Origin of the sequence: Rhizobium sp. NXC24 (assembly GCF_002944315.1) — a bacterium.
In the GTDB taxonomy this organism is placed as follows: Bacteria; Pseudomonadota; Alphaproteobacteria; order Rhizobiales; family Rhizobiaceae; genus Rhizobium.
The window spans coordinates 1,454,987-1,480,948 of record NZ_CP024314.1; the positions used below are offsets into that span (position 1 = coordinate 1,454,987).

Annotated in this window: 23 protein-coding genes; 11 read left to right on the forward strand and 12 right to left on the reverse strand. The window is 57.0% G+C overall.

Annotated features, from left to right (window positions below; all coding sequences use genetic code 11):
* Window positions 1–204: 204 nt before the first annotated feature.
* From NXC24_RS30940 to NXC24_RS30965, 6 genes are all read right to left on the reverse strand, one after another.
* A complete protein-coding gene (locus NXC24_RS30940) occupies window positions 205–1,758 on the reverse strand; it encodes an adenylate/guanylate cyclase domain-containing protein (RefSeq protein ID WP_104827125.1) in 1,554 nt (517 codons plus the stop codon).
* 5 nt (window positions 1,759–1,763) lie between these two features.
* Window positions 1,764–2,129 carry a response regulator gene (locus NXC24_RS30945; protein ID WP_104827126.1) on the reverse strand — a complete coding sequence of 122 codons (366 nt, stop codon included), beginning with the start codon at window positions 2,127–2,129 and terminating at the stop codon, window positions 1,764–1,766.
* A gap of 14 nt (window positions 2,130–2,143) precedes the next feature.
* Window positions 2,144–4,819, reverse strand: a complete 2,676-nt coding sequence (locus NXC24_RS30950; protein WP_158704588.1) for a response regulator — start codon at window positions 4,817–4,819, stop codon at window positions 2,144–2,146.
* Window positions 4,820–4,854: 35 nt separating this feature from the next.
* The gene (locus NXC24_RS30955) at window positions 4,855–5,601 is read right to left on the reverse strand and encodes a DUF3365 domain-containing protein (RefSeq protein ID WP_104827128.1); all 747 of its coding nucleotides are present in this window, start codon (window positions 5,599–5,601) and stop codon (window positions 4,855–4,857) included.
* A gap of 426 nt (window positions 5,602–6,027) precedes the next feature.
* On the reverse strand, window positions 6,028–7,017 hold the full coding sequence (locus tag NXC24_RS30960) for a substrate-binding domain-containing protein (RefSeq protein ID WP_104827129.1): 990 nt from the start codon (window positions 7,015–7,017) through the stop codon (window positions 6,028–6,030).
* Between the two features lie 46 nt (window positions 7,018–7,063).
* The gene (locus NXC24_RS30965; protein ID WP_104827130.1) at window positions 7,064–8,044 is read right to left on the reverse strand and encodes an NAD(P)-dependent oxidoreductase; all 981 of its coding nucleotides are present in this window, start codon (window positions 8,042–8,044) and stop codon (window positions 7,064–7,066) included.
* A gap of 239 nt (window positions 8,045–8,283) precedes the next feature.
* Here NXC24_RS30965 and NXC24_RS30970 point away from each other — a divergent pair, with 239 nt between their 5' ends.
* Both NXC24_RS30970 and NXC24_RS30975 read left to right on the forward strand, forming a co-directional pair.
* Complete coding sequence (locus tag NXC24_RS30970; protein WP_245464091.1) at window positions 8,284–9,024, forward strand: ATP-binding cassette domain-containing protein; 741 nt, start codon at window positions 8,284–8,286, stop codon at window positions 9,022–9,024.
* Between the two features lie 40 nt (window positions 9,025–9,064).
* The gene (locus tag NXC24_RS30975) at window positions 9,065–10,063 is read left to right on the forward strand and encodes an ABC transporter permease (protein ID WP_104827132.1); all 999 of its coding nucleotides are present in this window, start codon (window positions 9,065–9,067) and stop codon (window positions 10,061–10,063) included.
* A gap of 80 nt (window positions 10,064–10,143) precedes the next feature.
* On the opposite strand, the gene NXC24_RS30980 is transcribed toward NXC24_RS30975, so the two are convergent.
* The 3 genes from NXC24_RS30980 to NXC24_RS30985 form a co-directional block, all read right to left on the reverse strand.
* Window positions 10,144–11,334: a glycosyltransferase family 4 protein gene (locus tag NXC24_RS30980; RefSeq protein WP_104827133.1), complete on the reverse strand. Its 1,191-nt coding sequence runs from the start codon at window positions 11,332–11,334 to the stop codon at window positions 10,144–10,146.
* A gap of 572 nt (window positions 11,335–11,906) precedes the next feature.
* Complete coding sequence (locus tag NXC24_RS35340; protein ID WP_158704589.1) at window positions 11,907–12,386, reverse strand: hypothetical protein; 480 nt, start codon at window positions 12,384–12,386, stop codon at window positions 11,907–11,909.
* Window positions 12,387–12,710: 324 nt separating this feature from the next.
* Entirely contained in the window at window positions 12,711–13,715 is a 1,005-nt protein-coding gene (locus tag NXC24_RS30985; RefSeq protein WP_104827134.1) for a hydrogen peroxide-inducible genes activator, read from the reverse strand.
* A 335-nt stretch (window positions 13,716–14,050) separates the two neighbouring features.
* On the opposite strand from NXC24_RS30985, the gene katG reads away from it, so the two are divergent.
* The 4 genes from katG (at window position 14,051) to NXC24_RS35345 (ending at window position 18,003) form a co-directional block, all read left to right on the forward strand.
* The gene (gene katG / locus NXC24_RS30990; protein WP_104827135.1) at window positions 14,051–16,249 is read left to right on the forward strand and encodes a catalase/peroxidase HPI; all 2,199 of its coding nucleotides are present in this window, start codon (window positions 14,051–14,053) and stop codon (window positions 16,247–16,249) included.
* Between the two features lie 169 nt (window positions 16,250–16,418).
* Window positions 16,419–16,769: an MbcA/ParS/Xre antitoxin family protein gene (locus NXC24_RS30995; RefSeq protein ID WP_104827136.1), complete on the forward strand. Its 351-nt coding sequence runs from the start codon at window positions 16,419–16,421 to the stop codon at window positions 16,767–16,769.
* Between the two features lie 9 nt (window positions 16,770–16,778).
* A complete protein-coding gene (locus NXC24_RS31000) occupies window positions 16,779–17,282 on the forward strand; it encodes an RES domain-containing protein (RefSeq protein WP_104827137.1) in 504 nt (167 codons plus the stop codon).
* Window positions 17,283–17,577: 295 nt separating this feature from the next.
* Window positions 17,578–18,003, forward strand: coding sequence for a hypothetical protein (locus NXC24_RS35345; RefSeq protein ID WP_158704590.1), 426 nt, complete (start codon window positions 17,578–17,580; stop codon window positions 18,001–18,003).
* A 328-nt stretch (window positions 18,004–18,331) separates the two neighbouring features.
* On the opposite strand, the gene NXC24_RS31015 is transcribed toward NXC24_RS35345, so the two are convergent.
* The 3 genes from NXC24_RS31015 to NXC24_RS31025 all read right to left on the reverse strand — a co-directional run bounded on the left by NXC24_RS31015 (window position 18,332) and on the right by NXC24_RS31025 (window position 19,743).
* Window positions 18,332–18,775, reverse strand: a complete 444-nt coding sequence (locus tag NXC24_RS31015) for a GNAT family N-acetyltransferase (protein WP_158704591.1) — start codon at window positions 18,773–18,775, stop codon at window positions 18,332–18,334.
* Window positions 18,776–18,814: 39 nt separating this feature from the next.
* Window positions 18,815–19,258 (reverse strand): hypothetical protein, encoded by a 444-nt coding sequence (locus NXC24_RS31020; RefSeq protein WP_104827141.1) that lies wholly within the window; start codon window positions 19,256–19,258, stop codon window positions 18,815–18,817.
* Window positions 19,259–19,518: 260 nt separating this feature from the next.
* On the reverse strand, window positions 19,519–19,743 hold the full coding sequence (locus tag NXC24_RS31025; protein ID WP_104827142.1) for a hypothetical protein: 225 nt from the start codon (window positions 19,741–19,743) through the stop codon (window positions 19,519–19,521).
* 343 nt (window positions 19,744–20,086) lie between these two features.
* On the opposite strand from NXC24_RS31025, the gene NXC24_RS31030 reads away from it, so the two are divergent.
* The 5 genes from NXC24_RS31030 to NXC24_RS31050 are packed head-to-tail and all read left to right on the forward strand — an operon-like array spanning window position 20,087 to window position 25,799.
* On the forward strand, window positions 20,087–20,785 hold the full coding sequence (locus NXC24_RS31030) for a CerR family C-terminal domain-containing protein (protein ID WP_104827143.1): 699 nt from the start codon (window positions 20,087–20,089) through the stop codon (window positions 20,783–20,785).
* Window positions 20,782–21,795, forward strand: coding sequence for a secretion protein HlyD (gene hlyD, locus NXC24_RS31035; RefSeq protein ID WP_104827144.1), 1,014 nt, complete (start codon window positions 20,782–20,784; stop codon window positions 21,793–21,795). Before NXC24_RS31030 ends, hlyD begins: the two co-directional genes overlap by 4 nt.
* Window positions 21,792–23,534, forward strand: coding sequence for an ATP-binding cassette domain-containing protein (locus tag NXC24_RS31040; protein WP_104827145.1), 1,743 nt, complete (start codon window positions 21,792–21,794; stop codon window positions 23,532–23,534). Before hlyD ends, NXC24_RS31040 begins: the two co-directional genes overlap by 4 nt.
* The gene (locus NXC24_RS31045; protein ID WP_104827146.1) at window positions 23,531–24,685 is read left to right on the forward strand and encodes an ABC transporter permease; all 1,155 of its coding nucleotides are present in this window, start codon (window positions 23,531–23,533) and stop codon (window positions 24,683–24,685) included. Before NXC24_RS31040 ends, NXC24_RS31045 begins: the two co-directional genes overlap by 4 nt.
* 1 nt (window position 24,686) lies before the next feature.
* Complete coding sequence (locus tag NXC24_RS31050; RefSeq protein WP_104827147.1) at window positions 24,687–25,799, forward strand: ABC transporter permease; 1,113 nt, start codon at window positions 24,687–24,689, stop codon at window positions 25,797–25,799.
* Window positions 25,800–25,962 lie beyond the last annotated feature (163 nt).

Here is a 25,962-nt window from a genome sequence, read left to right on the forward strand (position 1 = left end):
CTCTCTTCTGTCACGCCTCGATCGACAATAGTCGACACAGTACTTTAGCGTGGCGCAATATAAAGAGGATGTGAGCTTCATGGCAAAACGAGAAGTCTTCTATTCATCGCCAATGAAGGAAGGCTGGAAGGTCTCTTCCGATGGAAAGACCATCTCCCACATACGATGCGAGCCGCAGCGGAGTCCGCTTCCGCGCCTCGCAGGTTATTCCAAGAGGTAAGTTGTGTATCTCCCGATGCCGCGAATATGCATGATTTCCCGGCGGGCGGGCGGGCGTCCCTCGCCAAGTGCATCGTAGGTCGTTTGCGATATCTGAATGTGACCCGGTACGCCGCACGACTCCATTCGACTGGCAACGTTGACCGTATGTCCCCAAACATCATAGACAAAACGTTTCCGTCCAATTAGTCCGGCTACGACTGGCCCGCTATGGATGCCGATCCGCAAGGTGAGTGCTGATCCATCATCCGCGTCTTTAGGCATTTCAGCCAGCATTGCCTGGGCGAAGGCAACGCCCGCCTCAGCGTGATCCACGCGGGAGTCCGGTAATCCAGAGGCCGCCATATAAGCATCACCGATCGTCTTGATTTTTTCGATACCATATTGATCCGCAAGCGTGTCGAAACGACTAAACAAGTCTCCTAGTCTCCGGACGAGTGCTGCCGCCGGCGTTCGTGCTGCAAATTCCGTGAAATTGACGATGTCGGCGAAGATAATAGTCGCCATATCGATGCGATCGGCGATCATTTCCTCTCCGTTCGCAAGCCGCTGCACGACCTGTGTGGGAAGAATTGCATGAAGTAAAGCATTTGCCCGCTCCTTCTCGAATTCTATCTGCGCCAGATATTGGTTCTCCCGCGTTCGCCAACGACGACGCTCAAGGCAGGCGGCAATGCGCGCTTTAAGCAGGACGGAATTGATCGGTTTGCGAAGATAGTCCTCCGCCCCAGCTTCAATGCACCGGGCAACGGCGTCATCATCCTTCAGGCCAGAAATCATCACGACCGGGATCTCGCGAAACTGGCGGTTCGCTTTAAGCTGGCCTAAAAGCTCTATGCCGTTCATGTCGGGCATCAGGACATCGGCTAACACGAGATCGAATTCCTGCTGACCGAAGATACGAAGCGCCTCGTCGCCGGAGCTTGCCGCAACGACGGTGTGTCCATCGCGGCAGAGGCGTCTGGACAAGAGATCGCGATTTGACGCGGTGTCGTCGACGACAAGGATACGCCCTGCGCGCTCCGTTAAGGGCGAAGCATGCGTCGCCATTGTCTTGGCCAGATCGGCGGCAATCGTTCCGTCGAATGTCGGCTGAAATTCCTGATCCGCATCGCGGGACGATCCATCAAGAGTTTCGTCAATCTGCGCAAGCAAATTGCGGCTTTCACGAATGACCTTCGACACATCCTCCAGCAGACGCGTCGGCAAGGTATCGGCGAAGTCCTCGATCAACATCTCGGAATAACCGAGAATGGCATTCATGGGCGTTCTAAGATCGTGTCGCAAAAGTTTATCGAGCGAGGGGGCGTTCCCAATCTCCGGCGTTTCAACGTCGAGAAGCCGCTTGATCAATGCATTCAGCTCCCGGGCGGCGCTCAATATCCTTTCAACGTCCGGCAAAGCATCACGGGGTCCCGCTTCACGCACCTCCTCCGTGATCAGTTCCTGATACCCCAGAATGGCCTGGGCCGGATCCACGATGTTTTGGGCAATTTTGGCGATATACATACGATGCCCGATGCCCCGAGTTTGAGCCATGATCGCTACCCTCCGGTCAGACGCGCGATCTTGTCGAGCAGACCCGGCAGTTCGATCGGTTTGGTATCGTAATCGTCACAACCTGCCTCGATTGCCTTTTCCCGGTCGCCGGCCATCGCATGGGCAGTAAGTGCGATCACAGGTATGGCAGCGGTAAGGGGATTTTTTTTGATCCGCTTTGTTGCTTCCCAGCCGTCAATGACAGGAAGGCTCATATCCATCAAAACCAAGTCCGGTCGCGCAGTCACAGCAGCCTCGACACCGGCGAGCCCATCGGTTGCGCTGACAACTTCGTAACCGCGTTTCTCCAAGCGGCGGGAGAGCATATCGCGGTTCATCTCATTGTCCTCGACGAGAAGAATTTTGACCATGCCAACCTCTCTCCTCAAGCCTCTTCCTTTTGCGGAAGATGCCGCTTTAAAGCTGCAATCAGATCGGTGCGACCTTTGGTTCCCTTTCTGACGATTTCCTTGGCCCGAACACCCAACCAATCGAGCTCTTCCCGCGTCAAGTCTTTCGACGTGACGATAACGACGGGAATATCTGCCAAGTCGTTCCGGTCCTTGATCACCTGAAGGAACGTGAAACCATCCATGTTCGGCATCATCAGGTCGAGAACCATAATCGTCGGCCGTCCGGCTTCAAGTTGCTTGAGACCATGGTGACCGTCAGCCGCCTCGCGAACCCTCCAACCCTCGCGGACGAGGACCCGGCGAAAAAGATCGCGCGTTGCAGGATCGTCGTCGACGATAAGCACATCATGCCGTGCTTCACCGGCAACTGCGTTCAGAGTATCGATGAGTTGTTGGGGATTAATCGGCTTGATCAAATGGTCAACGGCACCGAACGCCAGGCCCATCTCGCGATCGGCCACAACTGTCGCGAGGATGACGGGAATATCGCAGATAGCCTCGTCCGACTTGATTTCGCGCAGGACGGACCAACCGTCTTGACCAGGCATGATCACGTCAAGAACGATGGCGTCCGGATGCAATTTGCGGATTTTTGCCAAGCCTTCTTCCCCGCCCGTCGCCTCGATCACGGCAAAACCTGCACCGCGAACGGCGTCGGAGACGAATTTGCGAGCCCGCGCCTCATCATCGACCACGAGAACCGTTGGGCGCGCGCCCGCATCTTCAACGGCATCGCTTTGCGGTGCATCTTGCCGGACAATATCTGTTCTGGTGATCGCAGGGATTGTGAAACGAAAGGTCGAACCCTTTCCGAACTCACTATCGACCGTAATCGTGCCGCCCATCATCTTGACGAAATGCTGGGTGATGGTCAGACCAAGGCCGGTCCCGCCGTAATTCCGCGTCGTCGACGAATCCACCTGTACGAATGCATGGAATAGCTTTTTCTGCTGCTCCTTCGTCATGCCGATGCCGCTGTCACTGACGGCAAATTCGAGCCACTCGCCCACCTCATCCTCATAGCGCCGCACCGACAGCTTGATCTCGCCGTTCTCGGTAAATTTGGCGGCATTCGAGAGAAGATTGAATAGGTTCTGCCGCAACTTCGTCTTATCGGTCTCGATCTGGTCCTGCTCCACGGAGGCGCTCACCAGCAGGCGATTGCCCTTTTTGGCGATCAGCGGAGCGACGGTATTTTGAACATCGGCAAGGAGCTGTCTTAGACTGAGGCGCTCAACGTAAAGCTCCATCTTGCCCGCCTCGATCTTGGAGAGATCGAGAACGTCATTGATAAGCGCGAGGAGGTGGCGCCCCGAGCCCATGATTTTATTGAGATCCGCGATAAACTCGGCTTGTCCAAGATCGCTGGCATCCTCGATGAGCATTTCGCTATATCCGATGATCGCATTCAAAGGAGTGCGCAGCTCGTGGCTCATGGAGGCGAGGAAACGGCTCTTCTCTTCACTGGCGACCTCCGCGCCACGCTTCGCCTCTTCCAGCTCTGCCTGTCGGTTCTTCAGATCCGATATATCCGTGTAGACCGCCACGGTGCCGCCCTCCGGCGTCTTTCGCTTGGCAATGCGCAACCATGTTCCATTGGCGAATTGTCGCTCGATCATGCCGCGAGGCTCGCGGTGACGCTGCATGGCTTCAGCGATCCAATTTTCAATGCCGCCGCTTCCAATGTCGGTCGTGCCGCGTTCTGCCTGCGCACGAACGATTTCTTCAAAGGCTCTTCCCGGCGTCATGAGGTCCGCCGTGCCGGGAAACAGTTGAAGATAGCGTTGGTTGACCAGAACCAGCCGATCATTCGCGTCAAAGAACGCAAAGCCATCGGGGATGGTTTCGATCGCCGTCATCACGGTGTTGCGCTGGCGCTCGGCGGCTGCTTCAAGCTCGCGACGCTCGGCCTGACTGTCACGCAGCAACCGCAGCGTCTTTGAAAGTTTTCCGAATTCATCGCTGCCTTCTGGCGGCAGTTCGACGTCCTCCTGTCCTCTCGTCAGTTGGGTCATCGCTTTGTCGATCCGGCCAAGCGGCAGGAGGATGGAGCGTAGCACCAGCCAGGTCATCAGAATGCAGGCGAGCGTCGTTACTCCAACTGCGATCAGCGCACGGATATAGGTGTTGCGCGCCGTCGCATCGGCCGCGTCACGAGCCAGATCGGCTTCGTTCTCGAGACGCTGCTCGAGCGACATGAGCACGGAATCGATTTGGTCGCTATAGTTTCTGGCAGCCGCCAGTCGCGTGTTTCCTATGACCCTGTTGTCGTTTGTGTAGGCATCAACGGCCTGCATTGCTTTTTCAAAATAGGCATCCGAACCCTTTTGGATCGTGTTGGCTTCATCGGGTGCGAAGACCTTGATGCGAACGAGGTCTTGTCCGAGCGCTTTGCGGGCTTCTTGCGCGCGCCGTTCCGAAAGCGTCAAAAGGCTGACGGATAGATCCGTTAACCAATAGCGAACCTCGCCAAAATGACGATGCGCCTTGGCAGCATCGTCGAACATATGAAAACGTGCATTCGCCTCCTCAACACGCCGCTGATTTTCACGAAGATCATGCGCCATGAAGGCGACGCTGAGGAGCAACGCGACCAAAAGCGCGGCCGAAAGACAGATAAGGCGAAGCGGAATCTTTCGATCGGTCAAGCGGCCGATCCGCATTGGAATGGGGACAAAGGCGCTCATTTAAACAGCGTAATGCTGATCGCACCGGCTAACTCGCCTTCAGCTTTACCCTCCTTCGGGTAACCTGTTACATCAACCTCGCCTTTAGGTCCGCCGTGACACGTCAGGCAGGATGCCGAGTAGTATTCAGGGATTAGCATGCGAAAAGATTGACGGCCGTTCACCTCAACCTCCTCGGTAAAGGGTTTGCCTTTCGGCCAATCGGGAGATAGAAAATTGCTCTCTATGACATGCTGTTCCCACTCATCCGGGCGCGCCTTGCGATTGCGGATCAACTCCTCCGGCGCCGTCACCTTCATCTTCGCCTTGTCGCCGACCTTTTCCCCGAAACGTTCATTGACCAACCGAGCGAAAGTCGAGGGAATGAATCCCTTGAAACCCACACCCTTCATGTCGATCATGCTTTGATGCTCGTCGACAACTTCCTTTATCGCCGCGACCTGCGCGTCGAACAATTGCTTGTCGAAAGGATTGTAATTTTGATCCGATATGGAATCGCCCTTGCGCTGGGCAAAGATCTGTAGCGCTTCGTTGACGACGCGTTGACCCGTGAGGTCCTTTTCTCCGAGGGATTCGTCGTTGATAAGTTTTTGATAACCCGAAATGACAGTCCGGCCGGCGCGCAACAACGCGGCAAGCCGTTCACCCGTTCTCATGTCATCTTCGTCGGCAAGAACAAAGCCCGCCAAAAGAAAGGTCGCGGCGCATGCCAAACAGACACCAGATATTAGGCCACGCCGCATGTTGAGCCTCGTAGTATAGGACCCGGGTCGCGATACTATCAGTTTGTGCTAAAATTCAAAAGTCATTAGTAATGGTCAAGGATGCCTCACAGTCCCCTTTCACGCTGCGACGACGATGGATATTGTGCCAAGGAGGCGGCCATCGCTTCCGCTGAAAAGCAAACATGCAGCGGCATTTAACGTGGTTCCCCTGACATCCGGCGGCTCCCCTTTCGAAGCCGCCCCTATGCTCCAAACTTCTTGCCCGGCACCGATGCGATGCGGGCAATCCCACTCGACATCGTGGCTTGGGTCGATGCTCATAAGCGTGCCGAAGCTGGCAAAACCACATAAACGTTTAAGCCTCGCCGTAGCTGACAGTCACGATCGCTACACCATGCGATGTCAACCGAAGCATGCGAATACGGCATGCTTCGGTTGGATTTTTTACTTCTGAATGCAGGTATCGACGGTATCCTTTGTGCATTCGTCAAGTCCGGTGAAGACGGGATCCTGGACCGGCTTACCGGCGATCAGGTCCATCATCACGGACGGCGCCTTATAGCCCATCTCAAACGGCCGTTGGCCGACGAGGGCTGTTACCAAGCCTTCTTTTGCAATGGCCACTTCGTCGCCGATCGTATCCGCAGCGCCGATCACGAACTCGTTCTTGCCGATTTTGTCCGCCATCGGCTTGAACAGGTCACGATACGGTTGCGGAGCGCCGAACAGCGGCCAGCCTCCCATAATGCCAAAAGCGTCGAGGCTTGGATTTGCAGCCAGGATATCGGTCATCGCTTGAACGCCCTTGGCGCCGTCGTCATTGGTGAACACTGGGCAACCTGCGACTTCCGTCCAGCCGCCCTCACCCTTCAGCGCAGTAAGGCCTTTTTGTCCTGTTAGCGTGTCGCGCATCCCCTGGGCACGACGAAGAATGTTGTCGGCACCGGGATTGCCTTCGATCGTGCAAATCTTGCCACCGTTCGGTTTGGCCTTCTTGATGTATTCGCCAATGCGCGCACCCATCAGATAGTTGTCCGTCCCAAGATAGGTTTTGCGCAGCGCTGCGTCCTCGGCCGCAAGATCGGCATCGAGCGTCATGACCGGCACCTTAGGGCTGGCCGTTTTCAGGGTCTGGGCGATCAATTTGGCGTTCGAGGGCGAAATAGCGATCGCTGCAGTTTCGGCCTTGCCGAGCACGTCCTGGACGATCTGGGCTTCGCCGGCTTCATCGGATGTCGAGGCCGGACCGGTGTAGAAGCACTCATATTCGGAGTTCGCATTCTGCTTGTTCCACTTCTGGCAACCCTGGTTGATTGCCTCAAAGAACGGGTTGTCCAAGCCCTTCACGACGATGACAAGCTGTTTCTTGGCCGCCAAGGCTTGCCCGGCCGTTAGCGCCAATACCGCGACTGTAAGCAACAATGCCTTCCTCATGACTTCCTCCCCTTTGAAAAGGCGGGCACCACTGCCCGCCCTGTGATCAACCCGGATACCAGATGATGCGAGCTTCCCCTTCCGAACGCTCGTATCCCCAGGCCGAGTCGATAAGCATTTCCAGATCGTAGATGGGGCTCCAATTGAGCAGGTACTTAGCCTTGCTGTTGTCCATCCAGTTCGAATGGAACTGGCTGCCTATATCGATGGAACCGAGACCCCGGGTACGCGCGAGATAGGCGGCAACTTCGCCATAGTCGACCGGGCGATCCATGCAGATATTGAAAAGCTGGCCCTTAGCGCGCGGATTGTCGATGGCCGAAAGCATCGCTGAGACAAGGTCGTCGACATGGACAAAATTGCGCTTCAGCGGGCGTCCATCCGCGTCGCGTAGCAGCGGTACTGTGCCGTCCCTTGCATAGCGCTCGGCGTTGGCCTGAGGGACCAGCGTCTTCCAGTCGGGTCCGCCGAATACGTCATCGCCGAATGAAAGCGAGAATCTGAAGTCGTCTTTTTCCATGATCCAAGGCGCGCGCAGGCAGCAGCCGTTGAGACCGTATTGAATGCCGAATTGCTCCAGCATCACTTCTTCCAGGACCTTCGAAAGCGCATAGCATCCCGGATAAGCCCGATGCGGTGTGGCTTCGGTAATGGGTCCTTCGTGACGATAATAGAAATGACCGATACCGGCATCGCCGCCGATCAGGATGAACTGACGCGCCGTGGGGCTGTTGCGGAAAGCCTCGAGCAGCCAGAAAAGCCCCTTTACCGTCACGTCCATCACATCGGCAGGCTTTTCCTTGCATGTGGCGAGATGCACGACATGGGTGACACCCGTAAGCGTCCTGGCGACTGTTTCCCGGTCGGCAATCGAGCCTTGTGTGACCTCGACCCGCTCTGTTTCAGGACACAACCGATTATGGCAAAGCGCGCGTATGCGCGCCTTTGAAAATCGCGGATCGCCAAGCACTCCGGCAATAAAATGCTGCCCAACCTTGCCCGTTGCGCCGGTGACAAGGATTAACATGCTCTCCTCCGGCAACAGCTAATATAAGGATACCTTCGCGCGTCAACGGAATTGTACTACAAACGAATAATTGTAGGGAAGACGGTAAATTAGTGACATTCGATTGACGATTTCGCGCGGTTCTGAGTAAATATTGTTGATGCTCGCAGGGAGGAGACCGGCGGGCAAAATCGCAGCTCAAATCGAAACGAATATATTCGGAAAGGGCGAGCCTGCGGCTTTGGGAGGCTAGAGGGCCGGTGGCAGTTCTTGAGCTCGCCAACATCTCAAAACATTTCGGCGCCATCCAGGCGGTAAACGACGTTTCGTTCTCGTTGGAAGCGGGAGAGGTCGTCGGGTTGATGGGCGACAACGGCGCCGGCAAATCGACGCTGGTCAAGATGATTGCCGGCAACTTTCGGCCGAGCCACGGCACGATGAGCCTCGATGGGGAGGATCTCGTCTTGCATAGGCCGGTCGAAGCGCGCCAGCGCGGCATCGAGATCGTCCACCAGGATCTGGCTCTCTGCAACAATCTGACGGCTGCAGCAAACGTCTTCCTGGGGCGCGAGCTTCGGCTCGGTCTCGGCCCCTTGCGGATCCTCGATTATAAAGCGATGTACAAGCGCGCCGGCGAGATCTTCAAGGAATTGAAGTCTGAGACGCGTCCGCGTGACCTCGTGAAGCAGATGTCAGGCGGCCAGCGGCAGGCGGTCGCGATCGCCCGCACGATGCTGGCTGAAGCAAAGATCGTGCTCATGGATGAACCGACCGCCGCGATTTCCGTTCGCCAGGTGGCTGAAGTGCTGGCTTTGATCCGCCAACTGCGAGATCGCGGCATCGCCGTCATTTTGATCAGTCATCGCATGCCGGATGTCTTTTCCGTGGCCGACCGGGTGATTGTGATGCGGCGCGGACGGAAAGTTGCCGACAAGCAGATCGGGGCAAGTTCCCCCGAAGAAGTCACGGGGCTCATCACCGGCGCGATCGAACAAGTATGATCAACACGCGTACCGATATTGAAGCAAGCGAAGGTCGACCATGGCAATTACTCTTGATCAGACGATCGCACGCAAGCAGCGCAGTTGGCTCGCTGTAATATTCGGCAGCCAGACATTCTGGGTGCTTATTGCTGTCATTCTTGCCTGTATTTTCCTGTCATTCGCTACGAGTTCGTTCGCAACAGGCACCAACCTCTACAATATCACCCGCAATGTCACCTTCGTGGCGATCATCGCGCTTGGAATGACGCTCGTCATCATCACCGGTGGTATCGACCTGTCTGTCGGCTCCGTGCTTTGCCTTTGCAGCATGGTGCTCGCAGTCGTCATGCATGCCGGTTACGGGATTGGCACGGGCATTGCGGCGTCGATCGGCACAGCTCTCATTGTGGGCGCCTTCAACGGAGTGCTGATCGCCTATCTCGGCTTTCCGCCGTTCGTCGTCACGCTCGGTATGTTGTCGGTCGCCCGCAGCCTGGCGATGGTCGCGTCAAATAACACAGTCGTCTTTCAATTCGGGCCGGATCACGACAAGCTCCTTGCGCTTGGTGGCGGCGCATGGCTCTTCGGCATTGCAAACCCGGTGCTTTACATGGTCACGCTGGCGCTTCTGACCGGCTTTGTGCTGCGATGGACCAGATTTGGCCGCTACGTCTTTGCCATCGGCGGCAACGAGCATGCCGCAACGCTGACCGGCGTTCCGGTGCGAAAGATTAAGGTTGCAGTCTATATCCTTTCGGCTCTGTCTGCCGGCGTCGCTGGCATTATTCAAACCGGCTGGCTCGGTGCCGTCACCACGAATATAGGCGCTGGGATGGAACTGCAGGTCATTGCCGCAACTGTTATCGGCGGCGCCAATCTTGCCGGAGGTGTCGGCACGGCGTTCGGCGCACTGATCGGTGCGGCCTTGATCGAAGTGATCCGCAATAGTCTCGGCCTGCTTGGCATCAATGCCTTCTGGCAGGGCACCTTCATCGGCGGCTCGATCGTGCTTGCCGTCTTATTCGACCGTATCCGCAACTTCCGCCAAAGCGAATAGGAATGGCAGGGTCTTCGGTCGGGGAGAGCAAGGCGAAGGGGACAACCATCGCAGGGATGTTTGTCCCGTGTATCCAACTATTATCGCTTTTCAACACCCGCTGGGACTAACGTTGAGTACTTCCCCGGGCAGGCCAGCGCGGTTCGATAAATATCGTTCCAGAATTCTGCGGCGTCCCTCGCATCGAACAATCGTTTGCACGTGTTCCTGGCGGCAGCGCGCATCGCCACATAACCTTGATAGTCATTGAAGATCACTTCAATTTTTCGAACGCTTTCGATCGCCATCCGCTCTATTTCATCCAGATACAATTTTTCGAACTCTGGCGTTTTTCTATCTTCGGTTTCGGGACCCCAGTGCGATAGTCCAGGCGTTAAAGCTGGGGCGATCATGAGGCCGTTGATCTTGTCGGAGACAAATTCCGGTAGTGCGCCTTGGGCAGTACACAGGGCCGGTGTTCCTCTCGACATGGATTCGATGACGCTGAAGCCAAAGGTGTCTGAAAAGGTTGTTAGAAGAGAAAGGTGGCTCCGGTCGAAGAGCGCCAGGACATCGCGGTTTGGCAATGTCGGATAGTATCTGACGTTCGGCAGCTTGAGCATCTTAACGAAGCGCTCCAGGACTCTACCGTCGACAGGGTCGGTCCATATGGCGCCCCCCATCTGAAGCTTTGATACTATGTTCACCCGCAGAGGGAGTTTGTTTTCATGCGCAAGCTCCGCAATTCTCGCGGCAACACATCCTCCTTTCCTTCCGAAGTGGTTTCCGACGAACGTCAACTCCAATACGTCCGGACCTCCCTGAAACTTCGGAGGCGCCCAAGTGTCAAGGCGAAGGTTGGGATAGCGGGTTGTTGTCTTCGAAATGAGGAGCTCACGTTCCTGTTCCGGCAATCGATCTGCATGCAACCCCGCAACGAAATTTTGCCTTGCAAAATTTGAGATGGCGACGATACGCCGGCATTTTTCGGAAAGGAGTTTCTTGTATAAGTAGGACTTGTAGTATTTTCCGTCAGGGGAAAATGTTCGAGGCAGGTGCGATTCAAAGCCTATGACGTATGGCGGACCATTCAGAGGGATTCTGTTAAACGCGTGAATAAGATCACATCTGACAACGTCGATCGGATTAAAAATTGTAAAGCCATCCCACCCACGTCTAAGCCTGTCGAACGGTATAAATTTCCGTCGCATTGTTTCGTAGTCTCGTATCCGTGGACCAGTGAATTCCCAGGGATAGCCGACAGGAGCGAGTATTCGTATGCCTTTGGCCATTCTCCAGTCCCTCCAAGGTTCAATTGCGGCTTCGAATCGGGGAATCGTTCGGCGGGCGCCTTGGGCAGCGAGCAGCGGCGGTAACGTCAGCGGTATATCACGAAATACTCACTTGCGCGACCGTTGGCCCGAAAACCGCGCATTTCAAAAGGGTTATATACCGTGGCGCGAAGCTTGGCGGCACAAACTCCCCTGATGAGAAGGTCTTTTGAGCGGGAACGTGCTGAACATCCGCGCTTCCATTCTACGGTCCAATCCGGGTCAGCCGGGCGATTGTCGATCCGCTGATCAAGTCGTGATTCATATGGACGGTGTTTTCAAGCGCCACGCGCGCCCCTTGCCGGATGATTCCAATTTGCTCGGCTTGATGCAGCGCTGGCTAGGCACGCGACCGCGGTGCATACCGTTTTGTGCGACCTTAAGCGTCAACCCACCGCCAGCAAGCAATTTCGGGAGGAGGTGCCTCCCCGCTATTGCCGCGGCCGTTTGCGTGCGATGGCAGACCCATCGCGCAACTCATTTTGAAGAAAAAATAGCGCCCCGCTGATGATTGCGCTTCTTGAAGCGGCGGATCACTGCATTCCACACAAATTCGAAAGGCGAATTTGTGCCCATGTGCGCAGGAATTCCTGTGTCTGGGGTAGTTTGGATAAGATCTCGCCAGCCTGACCGCTAATATTTATGTCCGAATCCGTTACCTTGCATGCACCGATATCCAGTGTCACCGTCGCCACTACCTTGCCGTCCAGCGGTGATAACTGGAGGAAGGAATCCGAACTCGATCCACAAGTGAGAGACACGTTTGCGGTGACAGAAACACCACTTGGAGCTGTACAGAAATCGACGGCCGTTACTTCAAGCCTCCTAGTGCGATTTGGCCCCGAAGGCATCTGCTCGCACAGTTTCGCACTCGCAATTATTGAGCTGACTTGCTGCCATTCCGGACTTTTTAAAGCTGACCAACAGCCAGCCGAGGCCGGATCTGAAAAGGTTACAGATAATCCTGCAGAAATACCGAGGACTTCCGCGAATTTGACAAATCGGCCGCTCATTGGACCGCTTTCTCTATTTTTAAGACATTAAATTCTACATGGATTTAGAGTTGTCTTCAACTGCCAAGACTTTGTAAATACTACCATTAATTTTCACACGCATTTGTTGCAAACAATCGAGAGTGTTCGGCAATATCGTTCTTGAATGCTTTTACCGGTGTCGATTTTTCTGGCGGCATGGCCACTGCATAGACCCAGCCCGGCTCATGGGCACGCTGCTTATTACCGTCGCGTGCTTCATCGCAATGTCGACGCGTAGATGATCCCTGAACATCACAATTCAAGTTTGATATGAGCCAAAGCAAAGCTTCATGCGCTCAGTCATTACTGGGATGAACCGATTGGCGATGCGTCATTGGCTGTACGGCTGTCGACGGGCAGCATGCGAGTGCTCAATCCTGGATCGTGCGGCCGCGAAAGCGACTTGTGCCGCTCGCGCATCGCCTCGGCTGACTGGCGAACGACTTCGGAGATCTCGAGGAACTGTTTGGTCAGGGGGCTGGTCTTTCGCCAGATCATGCCGATCGTTCGCGATGGTTCAACATTATGAAAATGGGCGATGGACACAGGCGCCGAACGCGTCTCCACCGCTACTGCCATTTCCGGGATCAGGGTGACACCAATGCCGGCGCTGACCATTTGGACCAGCGTGGACAGAGAGCTGCCATCCATCAACTCCCGCGGCACTGCCGAAGACAGATTGCAGAACGACAAGGCCTGATCGCGAAAACAATGGCCCTCTTCCAGCAGAAGCAGCCTCATCTCGCGCAGCGCTTCGCGATTGGGTACCGGCTTGCCTTCATCCTCGCTCGGCCGAACTAACACGAAATTTTCCGAAAACAGCGTGACCTCGGTCAAAGAGGGTTCGGATACCGGTAGTGCAACGATTGCCGCATCAAGCCGGCCCTCTGCCAGCTCATGTACGAGCTTCGAGGTCTGTGTCTCGCGGACATGAATGTCCAGCCCGTCATGCACGCGCGTAAGATTGCCGATGATGGCCGGCAGCAGATAAGGTGCGATCGTCGGAATGACACCCAGGCGCAACCGCCCCACGAGCCGATTCTGCGAGGCACGTGCCATATCTGCAAGTTCGTCGACCGAACGAAGGATATCGCGGACGCGCAGTACAAACGCCTCCCCGAAACTGGTCAGCCGAACCTGGCGAGCGCCTCTTTCGAAGAGCTCTGTGCCTAGAGATTCTTCTAGTTCCTTTATCTGCATCGACAAGGCAGGCTGGGAGATCGCGCAGACATCTGCCGCACGCCCGAAGTGACCTTGTCGTGCCAATGCCTCGAAATAGCGAAGCTGCTTGAGCGTCAAATTCGTCATAACTCTACCTTATCGCCGCAATCAGTAAATCCAACTTAAATTAATGGAACTGCTTGGCTATAGTCCGCAAAGCGCCGATGAGGTGTAGCCATTGTCACGTCTGGCCCGTAAAATGGCCACGGAAGAGCTGCAGCTCGTTGACGTCCAGACCGTCCGGAACACCGGTGCTTCCCAGGCTCTATGCTTCAGGACGGTTTGCTTGCAGGGAAGCCCGAAACAAGGACATTTCGCGTGTCTGGTACTTCATCATCGCTGGGCATGAAACCGGACCGCTTTTTAGAGGATTGAGCTTTTCTCTGGATGGCTCAATTCAGGTAATCACGAGGGAGATAATTATGGATACGAAAGCCGATACAGCCGGTAAATGTCCGGTGGTGCACACTCACACGGCCCATGGCGGCAGATCAAACCGCGACTGGTGGCCGAACCAGTTGAACCTGAAGATTCTCCACCAGAACACCGCGCTGTCGAATCCTCTTGGCCAGGCATTCAATTATGCCGAGGAGTTCAAGAAGCTCGACCTTAACGCCCTCAAACAGGACCTCCATGCCCTGATGACCGATTCGCAGGATTGGTGGCCCGCCGACTTTGGCCATTACGGTCCGCTTTTCATCCGCATGGCCTGGCACAGTGCCGGCACCTACCGTACCGGCGACGGCCGCGGCGGCGCGGGAGCCGGTCAGCAGCGTTTTGCGCCGCTCAACAGCTGGCCCGATAACGTCAACCTCGACAAGGCGCGCCGGCTGCTTTGGCCGATAAAGCAGAAATACGGCAACCGCATCTCCTGGGCCGACCTGATGATCCTCACCGGCAACGTTGCCCTGGAATCGATGGGCTTCAAAACCTTCGGATTTGCCGGCGGCCGTCCGGATGTCTGGGAGCCGGAGGAAGACGTCTACTGGGGCGCCGAAGACACATGGCTTGCCGATAAACGCTACTCTGGTGAACGGGACCTCGAAACCCCGCTTGCTGCGGTGCAGATGGGCCTGATCTACGTCAATCCGGAAGGCCCGAACGGCAATCCCGATCCGCTTGCCGCTGCCAAGGACATCCGCGAGACTTTCGCGCGCATGGCCATGAATGACGAAGAGACGGTCGCACTCATTGCAGGCGGACATACCTTCGGCAAGACCCACGGCGCCGGCGACGCCGCCCATGTCGGTGCGGAGCCCGAAGGTGCCGGCATCGAAGAACAGGGTTTCGGCTGGAAAAGCAGCTTCGAAACGGGCAAAGGCGGTCATACGATCAGCAGCGGCCTGGAAGTCACCTGGACCACGACGCCAACGAAATGGAGCAACAACTTCTTCTGGAACCTGTTCGGTTATGAATGGGAACTGACGAAGAGCCCGGCTGGTGCACACCAGTGGACCCCGAAGCACGGCGCTGGTGCCGGTACGATCCCGGACGCACACGATAAGTCGAAGCGTCATGCACCCGCCATGCTGACCACCGACCTTGCCTTGCGCTTCGACCCGGCTTACGAAAAGATCTCGCGCCGCTTCTTTGAAGATCCGGATCAGTTTGCGGATGCCTTTGCCCGCGCGTGGTTCAAGCTGACCCACCGTGACATGGGCCCTCGTGTGCGTTATCTCGGTCCGGAAGTTCCGGCCGAGGAGCTGATCTGGCAAGATCCCATTCCTGCCGTCGATCATCCCCTGATCGACGCGAAGGACATCGCCGGCCTCAAAGACAAGATCCTCGCATCGGGCCTGTCCATCTCGCAACTGGTCTCGACCGCCTGGGCTTCGGCCGCGACCTTCCGCGGTTCCGATAAGCGCGGTGGAGCGAACGGCGCGCGCATTCGTCTTTCGCCGCAGAAGGATTGGGAGGTCAATCAGCCGGCCCAGCTCGCGACCGTACTCGAGACGCTCGAAGGCATTCAGAGGGCGTTTAACGACGGCCAGTCGGGCGGCAAGAAGGTCTCGCTCGCCGACCTGATCGTCCTTGGTGGCGCAGCCGCCGTCGAAAAGGCGGCCAAGAACGCCGGTCATGACATCGAGGTTCCCTTCACGCCGGGCCGCACCGACGCGACGCAGGAGCAGACCGATGTAAGCTCCTTTGCCGTTCTGGAACCGATCGCCGACGGATTCCGCAACTATCAGAAGGGCGAATACTCCATTTCGCCCGAGGAGTTGCTGATCGACAAGGCGCAGCTTCTGACGCTGACCGCGCCGGAGATGACTGTCTTGGTCGGTGGCTTGCGCGTGTTGAACGCCAATGCTGGACAATCCCAGCACGGTGTTTTCACCAAGCGTCCTGAAACGCTCACCAACGATTTCTTCGTCAACCTGCTCGACATGAGCACGGTATGGAAGGCTTCGGCGGACTCGAAATATGTCTTCGAGGGACGCGACCGCGGAACGGACGATATCAAGTGGACCGGCACCCGCGTCGACCTCGTATTCGGTTCGAACTCTCAGCTTCGGGCACTTGCAGAAGTCTATGGCCAGAGCGACACGCAAGAGAAGTTCGTGCGCGACTTCGTGGCCGCCTGGACGAAGGTGATGGACGCGGATCGTTTCGATATCGCCTGATCCGCACAGAAGGCCACTCGGGCGCGGCTGAACTCCAGCCGCGCCCGAGTATTATGCGAGGCAAAACTCGCCGGAATATGCGCCGCCTCACTCCATCAGCTTGAATGCCGGCAATTATGACGCTATATTACGTCATAATAATTGGCATTTGGAATTGGAGGTGAGAGAAATGGGTCTCGCCCAATATGCGGATGACGGGTTGTTCGCACCACGGAAGATCGCGGATGCCTTCCGCACGACCAGCGAGGAAATCGCTCGTACAGCCGGCCTCGGCAAGGATGCGATCCAGCGCAAGGACCGGATCCGCTCTGATAAGACGCAACGGCGCTTGCGCGAAATGATCGAGGTCGTCAACAAGGTCGAACCGCGTTTCGGCTCGGCCCTGATGGCCTATGCCTGGTATCGCTCCGAGCCACTGCCCGGATTTTCTGGCCAGACGGCCATGCAGTTGGTGCGCGACGGACGCGCCGATGAAGTGCTCGACTATATCGACGCAATCGACGCCGGCGTTCACGCATAGTCCCGCTCGATGCGCTATGAAGGAAAGCTCTACCGGGCGCTGAACCCGATCTATGCGCGCCAACCGCTCTCAGGCCGCGGAGCTGAACTCTATGGCGGTCGGTTCAATCCGAAAGGAATGCCGGCGCTCTATACATCCCTGTCGGTCCTGACGGCGCTACGCGAAGCCAATCAGGTCGGCAATTTGCAACCGACGACACTCGTCTCATACGACGCCGCGTTAGAGAAGGTCTTCAATAGTCGCGACGAAGATGCCCTGCAGGCGGAAGGGATGGATGCCGCTTCAATTGCCGACCCAACGTGGCGCGACCAGATGAAGGCGACCGGCGAGGCGAGAACCCAACGCTTTGCCCGGCGGCTAGCCGCCGCTGGCTATCAAGGTCTGCTCGTCAGGAGCTTTGCCCCCGGCGCAACGGCGGACGATATGAACCTCGTCCTTTGGACTTGGGGCGAGAGTGCTTCGGCGCGGCTGACCCTGATCGATGATGAGAACCGGTTGGGTCAACCCGAATAACGGGTCACTGCCCAGTGCAAGCCGGCGCATCCCCTGCCCTTCCCGCCAAATTTCTTCGTATTAGACAGATCCTGCGAGGAGGGTCGATAGCGCCCAGTTTCGCTTTCAATTCGTCGACAACTTCCGCGCAAACGAAGCGTCTGAACCCAACGCCTTAGCCCTTGTACAGCAGTCCTTATGGAGCCTCTATGGACTAATCACCGTAGGCTACTTTACCGCGTATTGGCTTCATAATTTAATCAATGCCAAGCATAAAATATTGCCTTGCAAGTAAAAAAGTACGGAGGGATCAAAAATGCGCCTCTTAGCGACCTTACTTCTTCTTGTTGGCTTCGCGTGCGACACTGCCTATGCCTTTCAGGAATGCAATGGAAACCCACATGTTCGCGTGATGTGGCAGAAGCAAATCATTGAAGTCGACGGCACTTTCTTCCAAATGAAGAAGGAGAAACTCACCAAGAAGACGGCGCGACTCGTCGGACACGACATGGTCTTCGTCCACAATGGCGCCGGCAGCGACACTCTCATCAGGCACGGCGTTTCCACCTCCTATAGCTGCGCAGCCGTCGAAGGTAATCCTGGCCTCCAGAAAGCAAACGTGCAGGGATATCAAGCGAACTCATTGATAGAGGACAATTCTGCACCGGCGGACGCAACCATCACAGGCGATCGATCTAGCGCCTCCTCTGGAAAAGGACACGGTGGCGGCAAACACAAGTAGATGGAAAAATACCCCCTCCTCGGCCGGGGCGCGATAAGCTGGCACCGTTCTTCCGGCTGAGGGCGCGAAACTTTGTCCCCCTCAATGTCGGCTGCTATATTCAAACAGCTCGCATCTGCAGGGAGGCAGATATGTCCGGGAAAAAAGAGCAGATCCGTTCGAATACGACCCCTGTCCGAGGGCGTCGCCTTCGCATGAAACAGGGGCGACAATCTCGCGTCCTTCAACGAGCCAATCGCCAAGTCACCGTGATGGCTGCAGCCGTTATCCTCGCGTTCTTTGTGGCGATCATAATCCAAGCCTTGCTGACTTAGCTCAGCTCATCAGACTAACGCTCCCAGGCGAGCCAATGGGAGTGGCCAAGCCTGGGGCCGCTTTGAAAACCCAGAGCCTCCCAAAACGCGACCGCGTCGGCATTGTCCGCATTCACCGTAACAATAGTGCCCTTCGGGATTGTCCGGTTCAGGATCGCCGCTGCCAGTTGGCGTCCCAGGCCACAACGACGATAAGCCGGACGTATGAAGAAGCGCCGCATGCGCATGGCGGATGGCAAATCAGGATCGACCGTCATGCCTCCAACTCCCGCCAAGTCGCGGTCTACCCTGACGGCCAGTAGAACCTCGTGTGCCTGATTGAAGCGCTGCTCGCCGCTTTGCCATTCATCATGCAGTCGTTCAATAAATCGCCGGCCTTCGGAAGCGGCGTCGCCGCGCAAGACATCGAAATCAGCCGGAAGACGTTCGACAATTTGATCAAATTGAAGGTCGTACAATGGCTTCATCCGCATAGTTCTTCGCTTCAGCGCAGGAAATCAGGCTCCCTGCCGTCGGTCAAACGGAACCTTGATTCCGATCAGATAGCGGTATTCGTCCCGATCCCGCAGCTCTTCGAGTGTTTCGATGGCGGGCACACCGATGCGGCGAGAAAGGTGAAGGATCAGCCCTTCCCCGAGGCAAAGGCCGACATGCGCTCCAAAGCTTGATGGCTTGCCGTGAACAAGTATCAGCCCGAGAGGCACCATCACAGGCGAAACGCGTGTGAATACTTGATCGGCCCACAGGTCACTTGATCGAAAATCTGGGATGCTGAACCCGAGATGCCTGAGGATCGAGTAGGCATATTGTTGACAGTTCGCCCCACCGTCTACACCCATTATCCCAGGAGCGCCCGGGTAGTGATCGGCATTGTAGGCGACGTGCCAAAAACTCTCAGGGATCGCAATCGGAGAGCGGGATAAATCACCTTTGGTGGCCATCAGCAAAGGTTAGCAGGTATGGGCGACCGTCACTACGGAAATGTCGATTTTCGCGCTCGGCGGAGTTTACCTTATCGGCAAGTGCGCAGGGCTTTTCCTGCGAACTCGATGGATGATGACGCGACGGAATCCGATTTTTACTGCGCCATGTGCACGGCCGGCAAGCCATCTCATCTTAATCGACTTGCCGGCCGGCTGGATGAAGAGTTGTTAGCAGCCATCTTGCGGATACCACAGACGAACGCAGATGGAACTCAATACTAATTTGCTGCAACTCTTCGAGCGAGCGCCATAACGTAGTCATCTGCGATATCGGCCAAGGTCAAAGCGACCTCCGATTCCTTCCAACCTGCAGCGACTGCCGTCAGCACGAATTCGCGGAATGCTTCGGCAAGCACCTCTTCGCGCTCGATGACGCGATATGGATTATTCGCGGCATGTTGAGGGGCGCTGATCTGTATTGTTGTGGGTCGGTTAGGTTCCATGAGACGTCCCCCTGAAGGTTGACTAGTTGTAGATTTGTCCTGCATTTCTGTCTTAACTGCACTGCGATTATGCTTATTTTCTAAAAGATTAACCGGGACGTGTCGTTAGCCACGCATCCCGAAATTTGCCGCAGCGTCCATTTCTGCAATTGCTAATCCAATATTTCTGCCTTTGGACTCATGGGCATGCGCAACGGGTCTGCCGACAGACCCACTGCGTAGCAACGATCCGACTCAACATGGAGACTGCTGGTGCTGCGAACCGAAAACAGCCGAGCCAAGAAGCTTGCGGCAAATTCAGTCAATCGATTGACTTATTTCAAAATTGGTTCATTATGGGAATATGAGGCAAAGGAAAGATACAAAATCCGAGGCTGCGCGCAGCGACATCACGCGTGAGAAACTGCTTGAAAATGCCCTCGATGTCTTCGGTCGATACGGCTTCGACGGTGCCTCGACGCGCAAGATCACCAACGCGGCTGGCGTGAACCTTCAGGCGATCCCCTATTATTTCGGGAGCAAGGAAGGGCTGTATATCGCCACTGCGGAATATCTCGCCGACATGATCAGTCAGCATGTCGGCGGCATGCGGCAACGAATTGCCGAGCAAATCGCAGCACTCGACAGAACGGGTATGCCGCTCGGCGAAGCCCAGGCGCGGCTCTTTCTGAACGAGATCGTCGAGACGATGGTCGTCCTGTTCGTCAGCAAGAAATCCGAAGCGTGGGCGCGTTTCATCATTCGCGAGCAGATGGAACCGACCGCGGCATTCGAACGGGTCTATTCCGGTATCATGGGACCGATGATTGCCCTTGGGCGACGACTGATCGGGGCGGTCATCGCCGATGATCCCGCATCGGAAAATGTGCGCCTCCGTTGTCTGTCTTTCGTTGGCAGTCTCATGGTTTTCAGAATGGCCAATGCGGCCGTGCTCGCTCAGATGGAATGGGATGCGATCGGCGAGAAGGAGATCGTCAGATTGCAGCAGCATGCGCGCAGGCTTGTCGCCGCCCTCGGGCCGGCGAAAGGAGAAATGTCGTGAACAGGATCATTCCGATTGCCGTCGTAGTCGTCATAGCCGCGGGCGCAGCCGCGTGGTGGTCGGACGCGCCGGCAAAACTCGGCTGGAAATGGCAGGAGCAAAAGGAGTTCGTACTCTACGGCAATGTCGACATTCGCCAGGTTTCGCTTGCATTTCGCGTCAATGGCAAGCTGAGTGAGGCTCTTGTCGATGAGGGCGACGTCGTAAAACGCGGCACGGTGCTCGCCCGGCTCGACGCGGAGCCCTATGACTATGCCGTCCGCTCGACGGAGGCCAATGCTGCAGCATTGCGCGCCACGCTCGACAAGCTCAAGGCCGGGGCGCGGCCGACTGAAATCGCGCAGGCGCGCGCCTCTTATCAAGAACAGCTTGCCGATTTGGAAAACGCCAATCTGGCCTATGATCGCGCCAAGCAGTTGCGGCCCTCCGGAAACATATCCGAAGCCACCCTGGATCAAGCGACGGCAGCGCGGGCGATGGCGGCAGCACGGGTGGATTCGGCCAATCAGGCGCTGAAGTTACTGGAAGAGGGAAGCCGCGCCGAAGATATCGCCGCCGCGGATGCGCAGCTAAAAGCAGCCGAAGCTACGCTCGCGACGGCACGCACATCGCTCGGCGATACCGAGTTGCGTGCACCGAATGACGGTGTGATCCTCTCGCGTGTGCAGGAGCCAGGGGCGATCGTCGCGCCCACCGATCCAGTCTTCGTGCTATCGCTGACCGAGCCTGTCTGGGTCCGCGGCTATGTCGCCGAGCCGGATCTCGGCCGGATTCACCCCAGCATGAAAGTCAAAGTGACCTCCGACACGAAGCCGGACGAAGCTTATGATGGCACGATCGGATTCATTTCGCCTGTTGCCGAGTTTACGCCGAAATCCGTAGAGACGCCCGAATTGCGCACGGATCTCGTCTATCGGCTGCGGGTCACCATCGACAAGCCCGGATCCGACCTGCGCCAGGGCATGCCGGTAACCCTTCACTTCCCGACATTGCAAACGGCGGAAAAATGAGCAAGGCGGTCGACAGCGGCGGTAGCGGCGACCTTGTCCGGCTCGATGAGGTCACAAAACGGTTTGACGCGGCAAAACCGGCGCTTGATGCCATTACCGGCGCGGTCCGCGGCGGCGAGATAACCGGCCTCGTCGGCCCGGATGGCGCCGGCAAGACGACGCTTATCCGCCTGATGACGGGGCTCATGCTGCCGGAAAGTGGCACGGTGCAGGTTCTTGGCTTCGACACGCGCAATGATGCCGCTGCGATCCAAGCGGGGATCGGCTATATGCCACAGCGCTTCGGCCTCTACGAGGACCTGTCGGTTCAGGAAAATCTCGATCTCTATGCCGATCTGCGCGGGCTTCCGAGACAGGAAAGAACTGCAACTTTCGACGAGCTGCTTACCTTTACGGACCTCAAGCGCTTTACCGGGCGCCTCGCCGGCAAGCTTTCCGGCGGCATGAAGCAGAAGCTCGGCCTTGCCTGCGCGCTTCTTAAGAAACCAAAGCTGTTGCTGCTTGACGAACCCGGCGTCGGCGTCGATCCCATTTCGCGGCGCGATCTCTGGAAGATGGTCGAAAACCTGACGGAAGAAGGTGTCGGCGTTGTCTGGTCGACCGCCTATCTCGACGAAGCCGAGGCCTGCGATCGCGTGTTCCTGCTCAGCGAAGGCAAGCTGCTTTTTGCCGGCGAGCCGAAGGAACTGACCGCACGGGTCGCCGGCCGCGTTTTTCGCATCAGCGGCATTGTGGGCAGGCGTCGCCAGATGCTGACGAAACTCCTTGACGAAGACGGCGTGGTCGACGGCGTCATTCAAGGAGAGGCAATAAGGCTTGTTACGGTCAAGGACAGACAAAGCCGATTTTCGGCGGCCGGCGATGCCGAAGTCACGGCTGCAGAGCCGCGTTTCGAGGACGCATTCATCGACATGCTTGGCGGCGGACCCGGCGGACGCTCGCAACTGGCCGAGACGCAGCGCAGCTTTGCCGTCGAAGGCGACAAACCGGTGATCGAGGCGCATGCCTTGACCAAGCGTTTCGGCGATTTCACCGCGGCCGACAACATCACCTTCGACATCCCGCGCGGTCAGATCTTCGGACTGCTCGGCCCGAACGGCGCCGGCAAATCCACGACGTTCAAGATGCTCTGTGGCCTGTTGAAGCCGACGAACGGCGAAGGCCGGATTGCGGGTTTCGACTTGCGTCGCGACACCGCGGAGGCACGCAATCGTCTCGGCTACATGGCGCAGAAATTCTCGCTCTACGGCGATCTCAGCGTTTCGCAGAACCTGCAATTCTTCGCCGGAGTCTATGGGCTGCGTGGCACGCACAAACGCGAGCGGGTCGACCTCATGACATCGATCTTCGATTTTCGCTCTCGGCTATCCATGTCGGCCAAGGACCTGCCGCTTGGCCTGAAGCAGAGGCTAGCCCTTGCCTGCGCGGTGATGCACGAACCCGAGGTGCTGTTCCTCGACGAGCCGACCTCCGGTGTCGATCCGATCACACGGCGGGAATTCTGGACCCATATCAATGCGCTCGTCGAAAAAGGCGTCACAGTCCTCGTTACCACGCACTTCATGGACGAGGCCGAATATTGCGATCGCATTTCGCTGATCTACCGCGGACGCTCGATCGCGCTAGGCTCGCCTGACGAATTGAAGGCCGGGGTTGCCAATTCAGAAAACCCCGATCCGACCATGGAAGATGCCTTCATCGCCCTCGTCCAGGCGTCAGAGCAGAGGATGGCGGCATGACGTCCCATTCCCCAGCCGTAACTGCTTCCTCACGGCGAGATCGCGTCCGCCGCTTCGCTGCGTTGGTGCGCAAGGAGAGCTTCCAGGTCATGCGCGATCCGAGCAGTATCCTGATCGCTTTCGTGCTTCCGATAATCCTGCTCTTCCTGTTCGGCTATGGCGTTTCGCTCGACACCAAGTTGACGCGGGTCGGCGTGGTCATGGAGGAGACAACGCCGCTTACCGGCGATCTCGCCGCAAGCTTTCGGGCATCCCGCTATTTTTCGGTGGTGAGCGGTCATGATCGGCGACAGTTCGAGGAAGACTTGGTCCTTTCACGCATCCGCGGCATCATCGTCGTACCAGCGGACTTCACGGCGACCTATATGGCGGGCAATCGCCCGCAGATTCAGGTCATCGTCGACGGCTCCGATCCTAACACTGCCAATTTCGTGCAAAACTATGCGCAGGGCGCCGTCGCCAACTGGCAGCTACAGCGACAGGCGCAAACGATGGGAGGCAGCCCAGCCATCACCGTCGAACAACGCTTCTGGTTCAACCCCGAGCTTACCAGCCGTTCCTTCCTCGTGCCTGGTTCCATTGCTATCGTCATGACGCTGGTTGGGACATTGCTGACATCGCTGGTGGTCGCGCGCGAATGGGAACGCGGCACGATGGAAGCGATGATGGCGACACCGGTGACGGCTACTGAGCTGCTCGCCGGCAAGTTGCTGCCCTATTTCGTGCTTGGCCTGACCTCGATGACGATCTGTGTCCTGCTCGCCGTCTTCCTCTTCGGCGTGCCGTTCCGCGGCTCCGTCCTCGCGCTCTATGCCTTGTCGGCGGTTTTCCTGATGCCGGCGCTGGGCCAGGGCCTGTTGATCTCGGCTGCGACCAAGAACCAGTTTCTCGCCTCGCAACTTGCGTTGATTTCCGCATTCCTGCCGGCCTTTCTACTTTCCGGTTTTCTTTTCGAGATCAATTCAATGCCGACCGTCATCCAGTGGATCACCTTCATCGTGCCGGCCCGTTACCTCATTCCCAGCCTGCAGACGGTCTTTCTCGCCGGCGACATCTGGCCGATGTTCCTGCGGGCGATCGCCGTCATGTTTGCCATCGGCTGCGTCTTCTTCCTGCTTGCTGCGCGCAGCACAAAAAAGAGGATCGCGTAAGATGTGGTGGTCGAGGCTGGAGGCCCTCATCGTAAAAGAGCTGCTGGCGGTCCTGCGCGATCCAAAGAGCCGCTTGATCTTGATCGGGCCGCCGATCGTACAGCTTCTGGTCTTTTCCTATGCGGCGACCCTGGAGGTACGCAACGTCGACATTGCGCTGCTGAACCACGACAGCGGCCACTGGGGTCAGGAACTTGTCCAGCGCATCGAAGGCTCACCGACTTTCCGCAGCATCTCATCGGTCCAAGACCTCGCCGAAATGCGCGATGCGGTCGACCGACAGCGCGTCACCGCCGCCCTCGTCGTCGGCCCGGATTTCTCGCGCAATATCGAGGCAGGCAGGCCAGCCGACCTGCAGATCATTCTCGACGGCCGACGTTCGAACGCCTCGCAGATCGTCGCCGGCTATCTCAACCAGATCGTGGCGACCCTTTCGGCCGACACGCCGGCAGGAACACGCCCGTCGGCGCGATCCGTAGCCGTCGTGCCGCGCAACTGGTTCAATCCCAACCTAATCTTTCAATGGTTCATGGTGCCGAACCTGATTGCCAGCATCGCACTGCTCATCGGCCTCATCGTCACCGCCCTTTCCATCGCACGCGAGCGCGAACTCGGCACATTCGACCAGCTCATGGTGTCCCCCTTGCGCACCCATGAAATTCTGATCGGCAAGTTCATCCCGCCGATGATGATCGGCCTCTTTCACATGACGATCTATATCCTTGCGGCGATCTTCATCTTCGGCGTGCCGTTGCGAGGCTCGCTTCTCCTGCTCTACGGCAGTTCCCTCTTCTATCTCGCTTCCGTCGCGGGCCTCGGTCTCTTGATTTCGGCGCTTTCGGCGACTCAGCAGCAGGCAATCCTCGGCGCTTTCCTTTTTCTGGTTCCGGCCATGCTGCTTTCAGGCTTCGCCACGCCAATCGAGAACATGCCCGACTGGCTGCAACCGCTGACCGTGATTAATCCGCTGCGCTATTTCCTAGTCATCGTCAAAGGCGTCTTCCTCAAGAATATTCCGCCTACCGAGGTCCTCAATCAGACATGGCCGCTCCTAGTGATCGCAGCGGTAACCCTCAGCGCCGCCTCGTGGCTGTTCCGCCGTAGGCTTGAGTAGCCCAAGACCCAATAGCTGTGAGACAGCTCCTGTAAAAATCCCGCTGACGGGTCGTACGAAGCTATCCGGTCGCTGCTTGCCGGACCGGAATTCACACCAAAAAGCAACCTCATACCGTTTCGAAATAAGTGAAATTAAAACATCGGCATAAGGTGCCGATTGA

Bases quoted from the DNA above. Each gene is read 5' to 3' on its own strand.
- NXC24_RS30940 (WP_104827125.1), bottom strand. From the start codon at position 1,758: ATGGCTCAAACTCGGGGCATCGGGCATCGTATGTATATCGCCAAAATT.
- NXC24_RS30945 (WP_104827126.1), bottom strand. From the start codon at position 2,129: ATGGTCAAAATTCTTCTCGTCGAGGACAATGAGATGAACCGCGATATG.
- NXC24_RS30955 (WP_104827128.1), bottom strand. From the start codon at position 5,601: ATGCGGCGTGGCCTAATATCTGGTGTCTGTTTGGCATGCGCCGCGACC.
- NXC24_RS30960 (WP_104827129.1), bottom strand. From the start codon at position 7,017: ATGAGGAAGGCATTGTTGCTTACAGTCGCGGTATTGGCGCTAACGGCC.
- NXC24_RS30965 (WP_104827130.1), bottom strand. From the start codon at position 8,044: ATGTTAATCCTTGTCACCGGCGCAACGGGCAAGGTTGGGCAGCATTTT.
- NXC24_RS30975 (WP_104827132.1), top strand. From the start codon at position 9,065: ATGGCAATTACTCTTGATCAGACGATCGCACGCAAGCAGCGCAGTTGG.
- NXC24_RS30980 (WP_104827133.1), bottom strand. From the start codon at position 11,334: ATGGCCAAAGGCATACGAATACTCGCTCCTGTCGGCTATCCCTGGGAA.
- NXC24_RS35340 (WP_158704589.1), bottom strand. From the start codon at position 12,386: ATGAGCGGCCGATTTGTCAAATTCGCGGAAGTCCTCGGTATTTCTGCA.
- NXC24_RS30985 (WP_104827134.1), bottom strand. From the start codon at position 13,715: ATGACGAATTTGACGCTCAAGCAGCTTCGCTATTTCGAGGCATTGGCA.
- katG (WP_104827135.1), top strand. From the start codon at position 14,051: ATGGATACGAAAGCCGATACAGCCGGTAAATGTCCGGTGGTGCACACT.
- NXC24_RS30995 (WP_104827136.1), top strand. From the start codon at position 16,419: ATGGGTCTCGCCCAATATGCGGATGACGGGTTGTTCGCACCACGGAAG.
- NXC24_RS31000 (WP_104827137.1), top strand. From the start codon at position 16,779: ATGCGCTATGAAGGAAAGCTCTACCGGGCGCTGAACCCGATCTATGCG.
- NXC24_RS35345 (WP_158704590.1), top strand. From the start codon at position 17,578: ATGCGCCTCTTAGCGACCTTACTTCTTCTTGTTGGCTTCGCGTGCGAC.
- NXC24_RS31020 (WP_104827141.1), bottom strand. From the start codon at position 19,258: ATGGCCACCAAAGGTGATTTATCCCGCTCTCCGATTGCGATCCCTGAG.
- NXC24_RS31025 (WP_104827142.1), bottom strand. From the start codon at position 19,743: ATGGAACCTAACCGACCCACAACAATACAGATCAGCGCCCCTCAACAT.
- NXC24_RS31030 (WP_104827143.1), top strand. From the start codon at position 20,087: ATGAGGCAAAGGAAAGATACAAAATCCGAGGCTGCGCGCAGCGACATC.
- NXC24_RS31040 (WP_104827145.1), top strand. From the start codon at position 21,792: ATGAGCAAGGCGGTCGACAGCGGCGGTAGCGGCGACCTTGTCCGGCTC.
- NXC24_RS31045 (WP_104827146.1), top strand. From the start codon at position 23,531: ATGACGTCCCATTCCCCAGCCGTAACTGCTTCCTCACGGCGAGATCGC.
- NXC24_RS31050 (WP_104827147.1), top strand. From the start codon at position 24,687: ATGTGGTGGTCGAGGCTGGAGGCCCTCATCGTAAAAGAGCTGCTGGCG.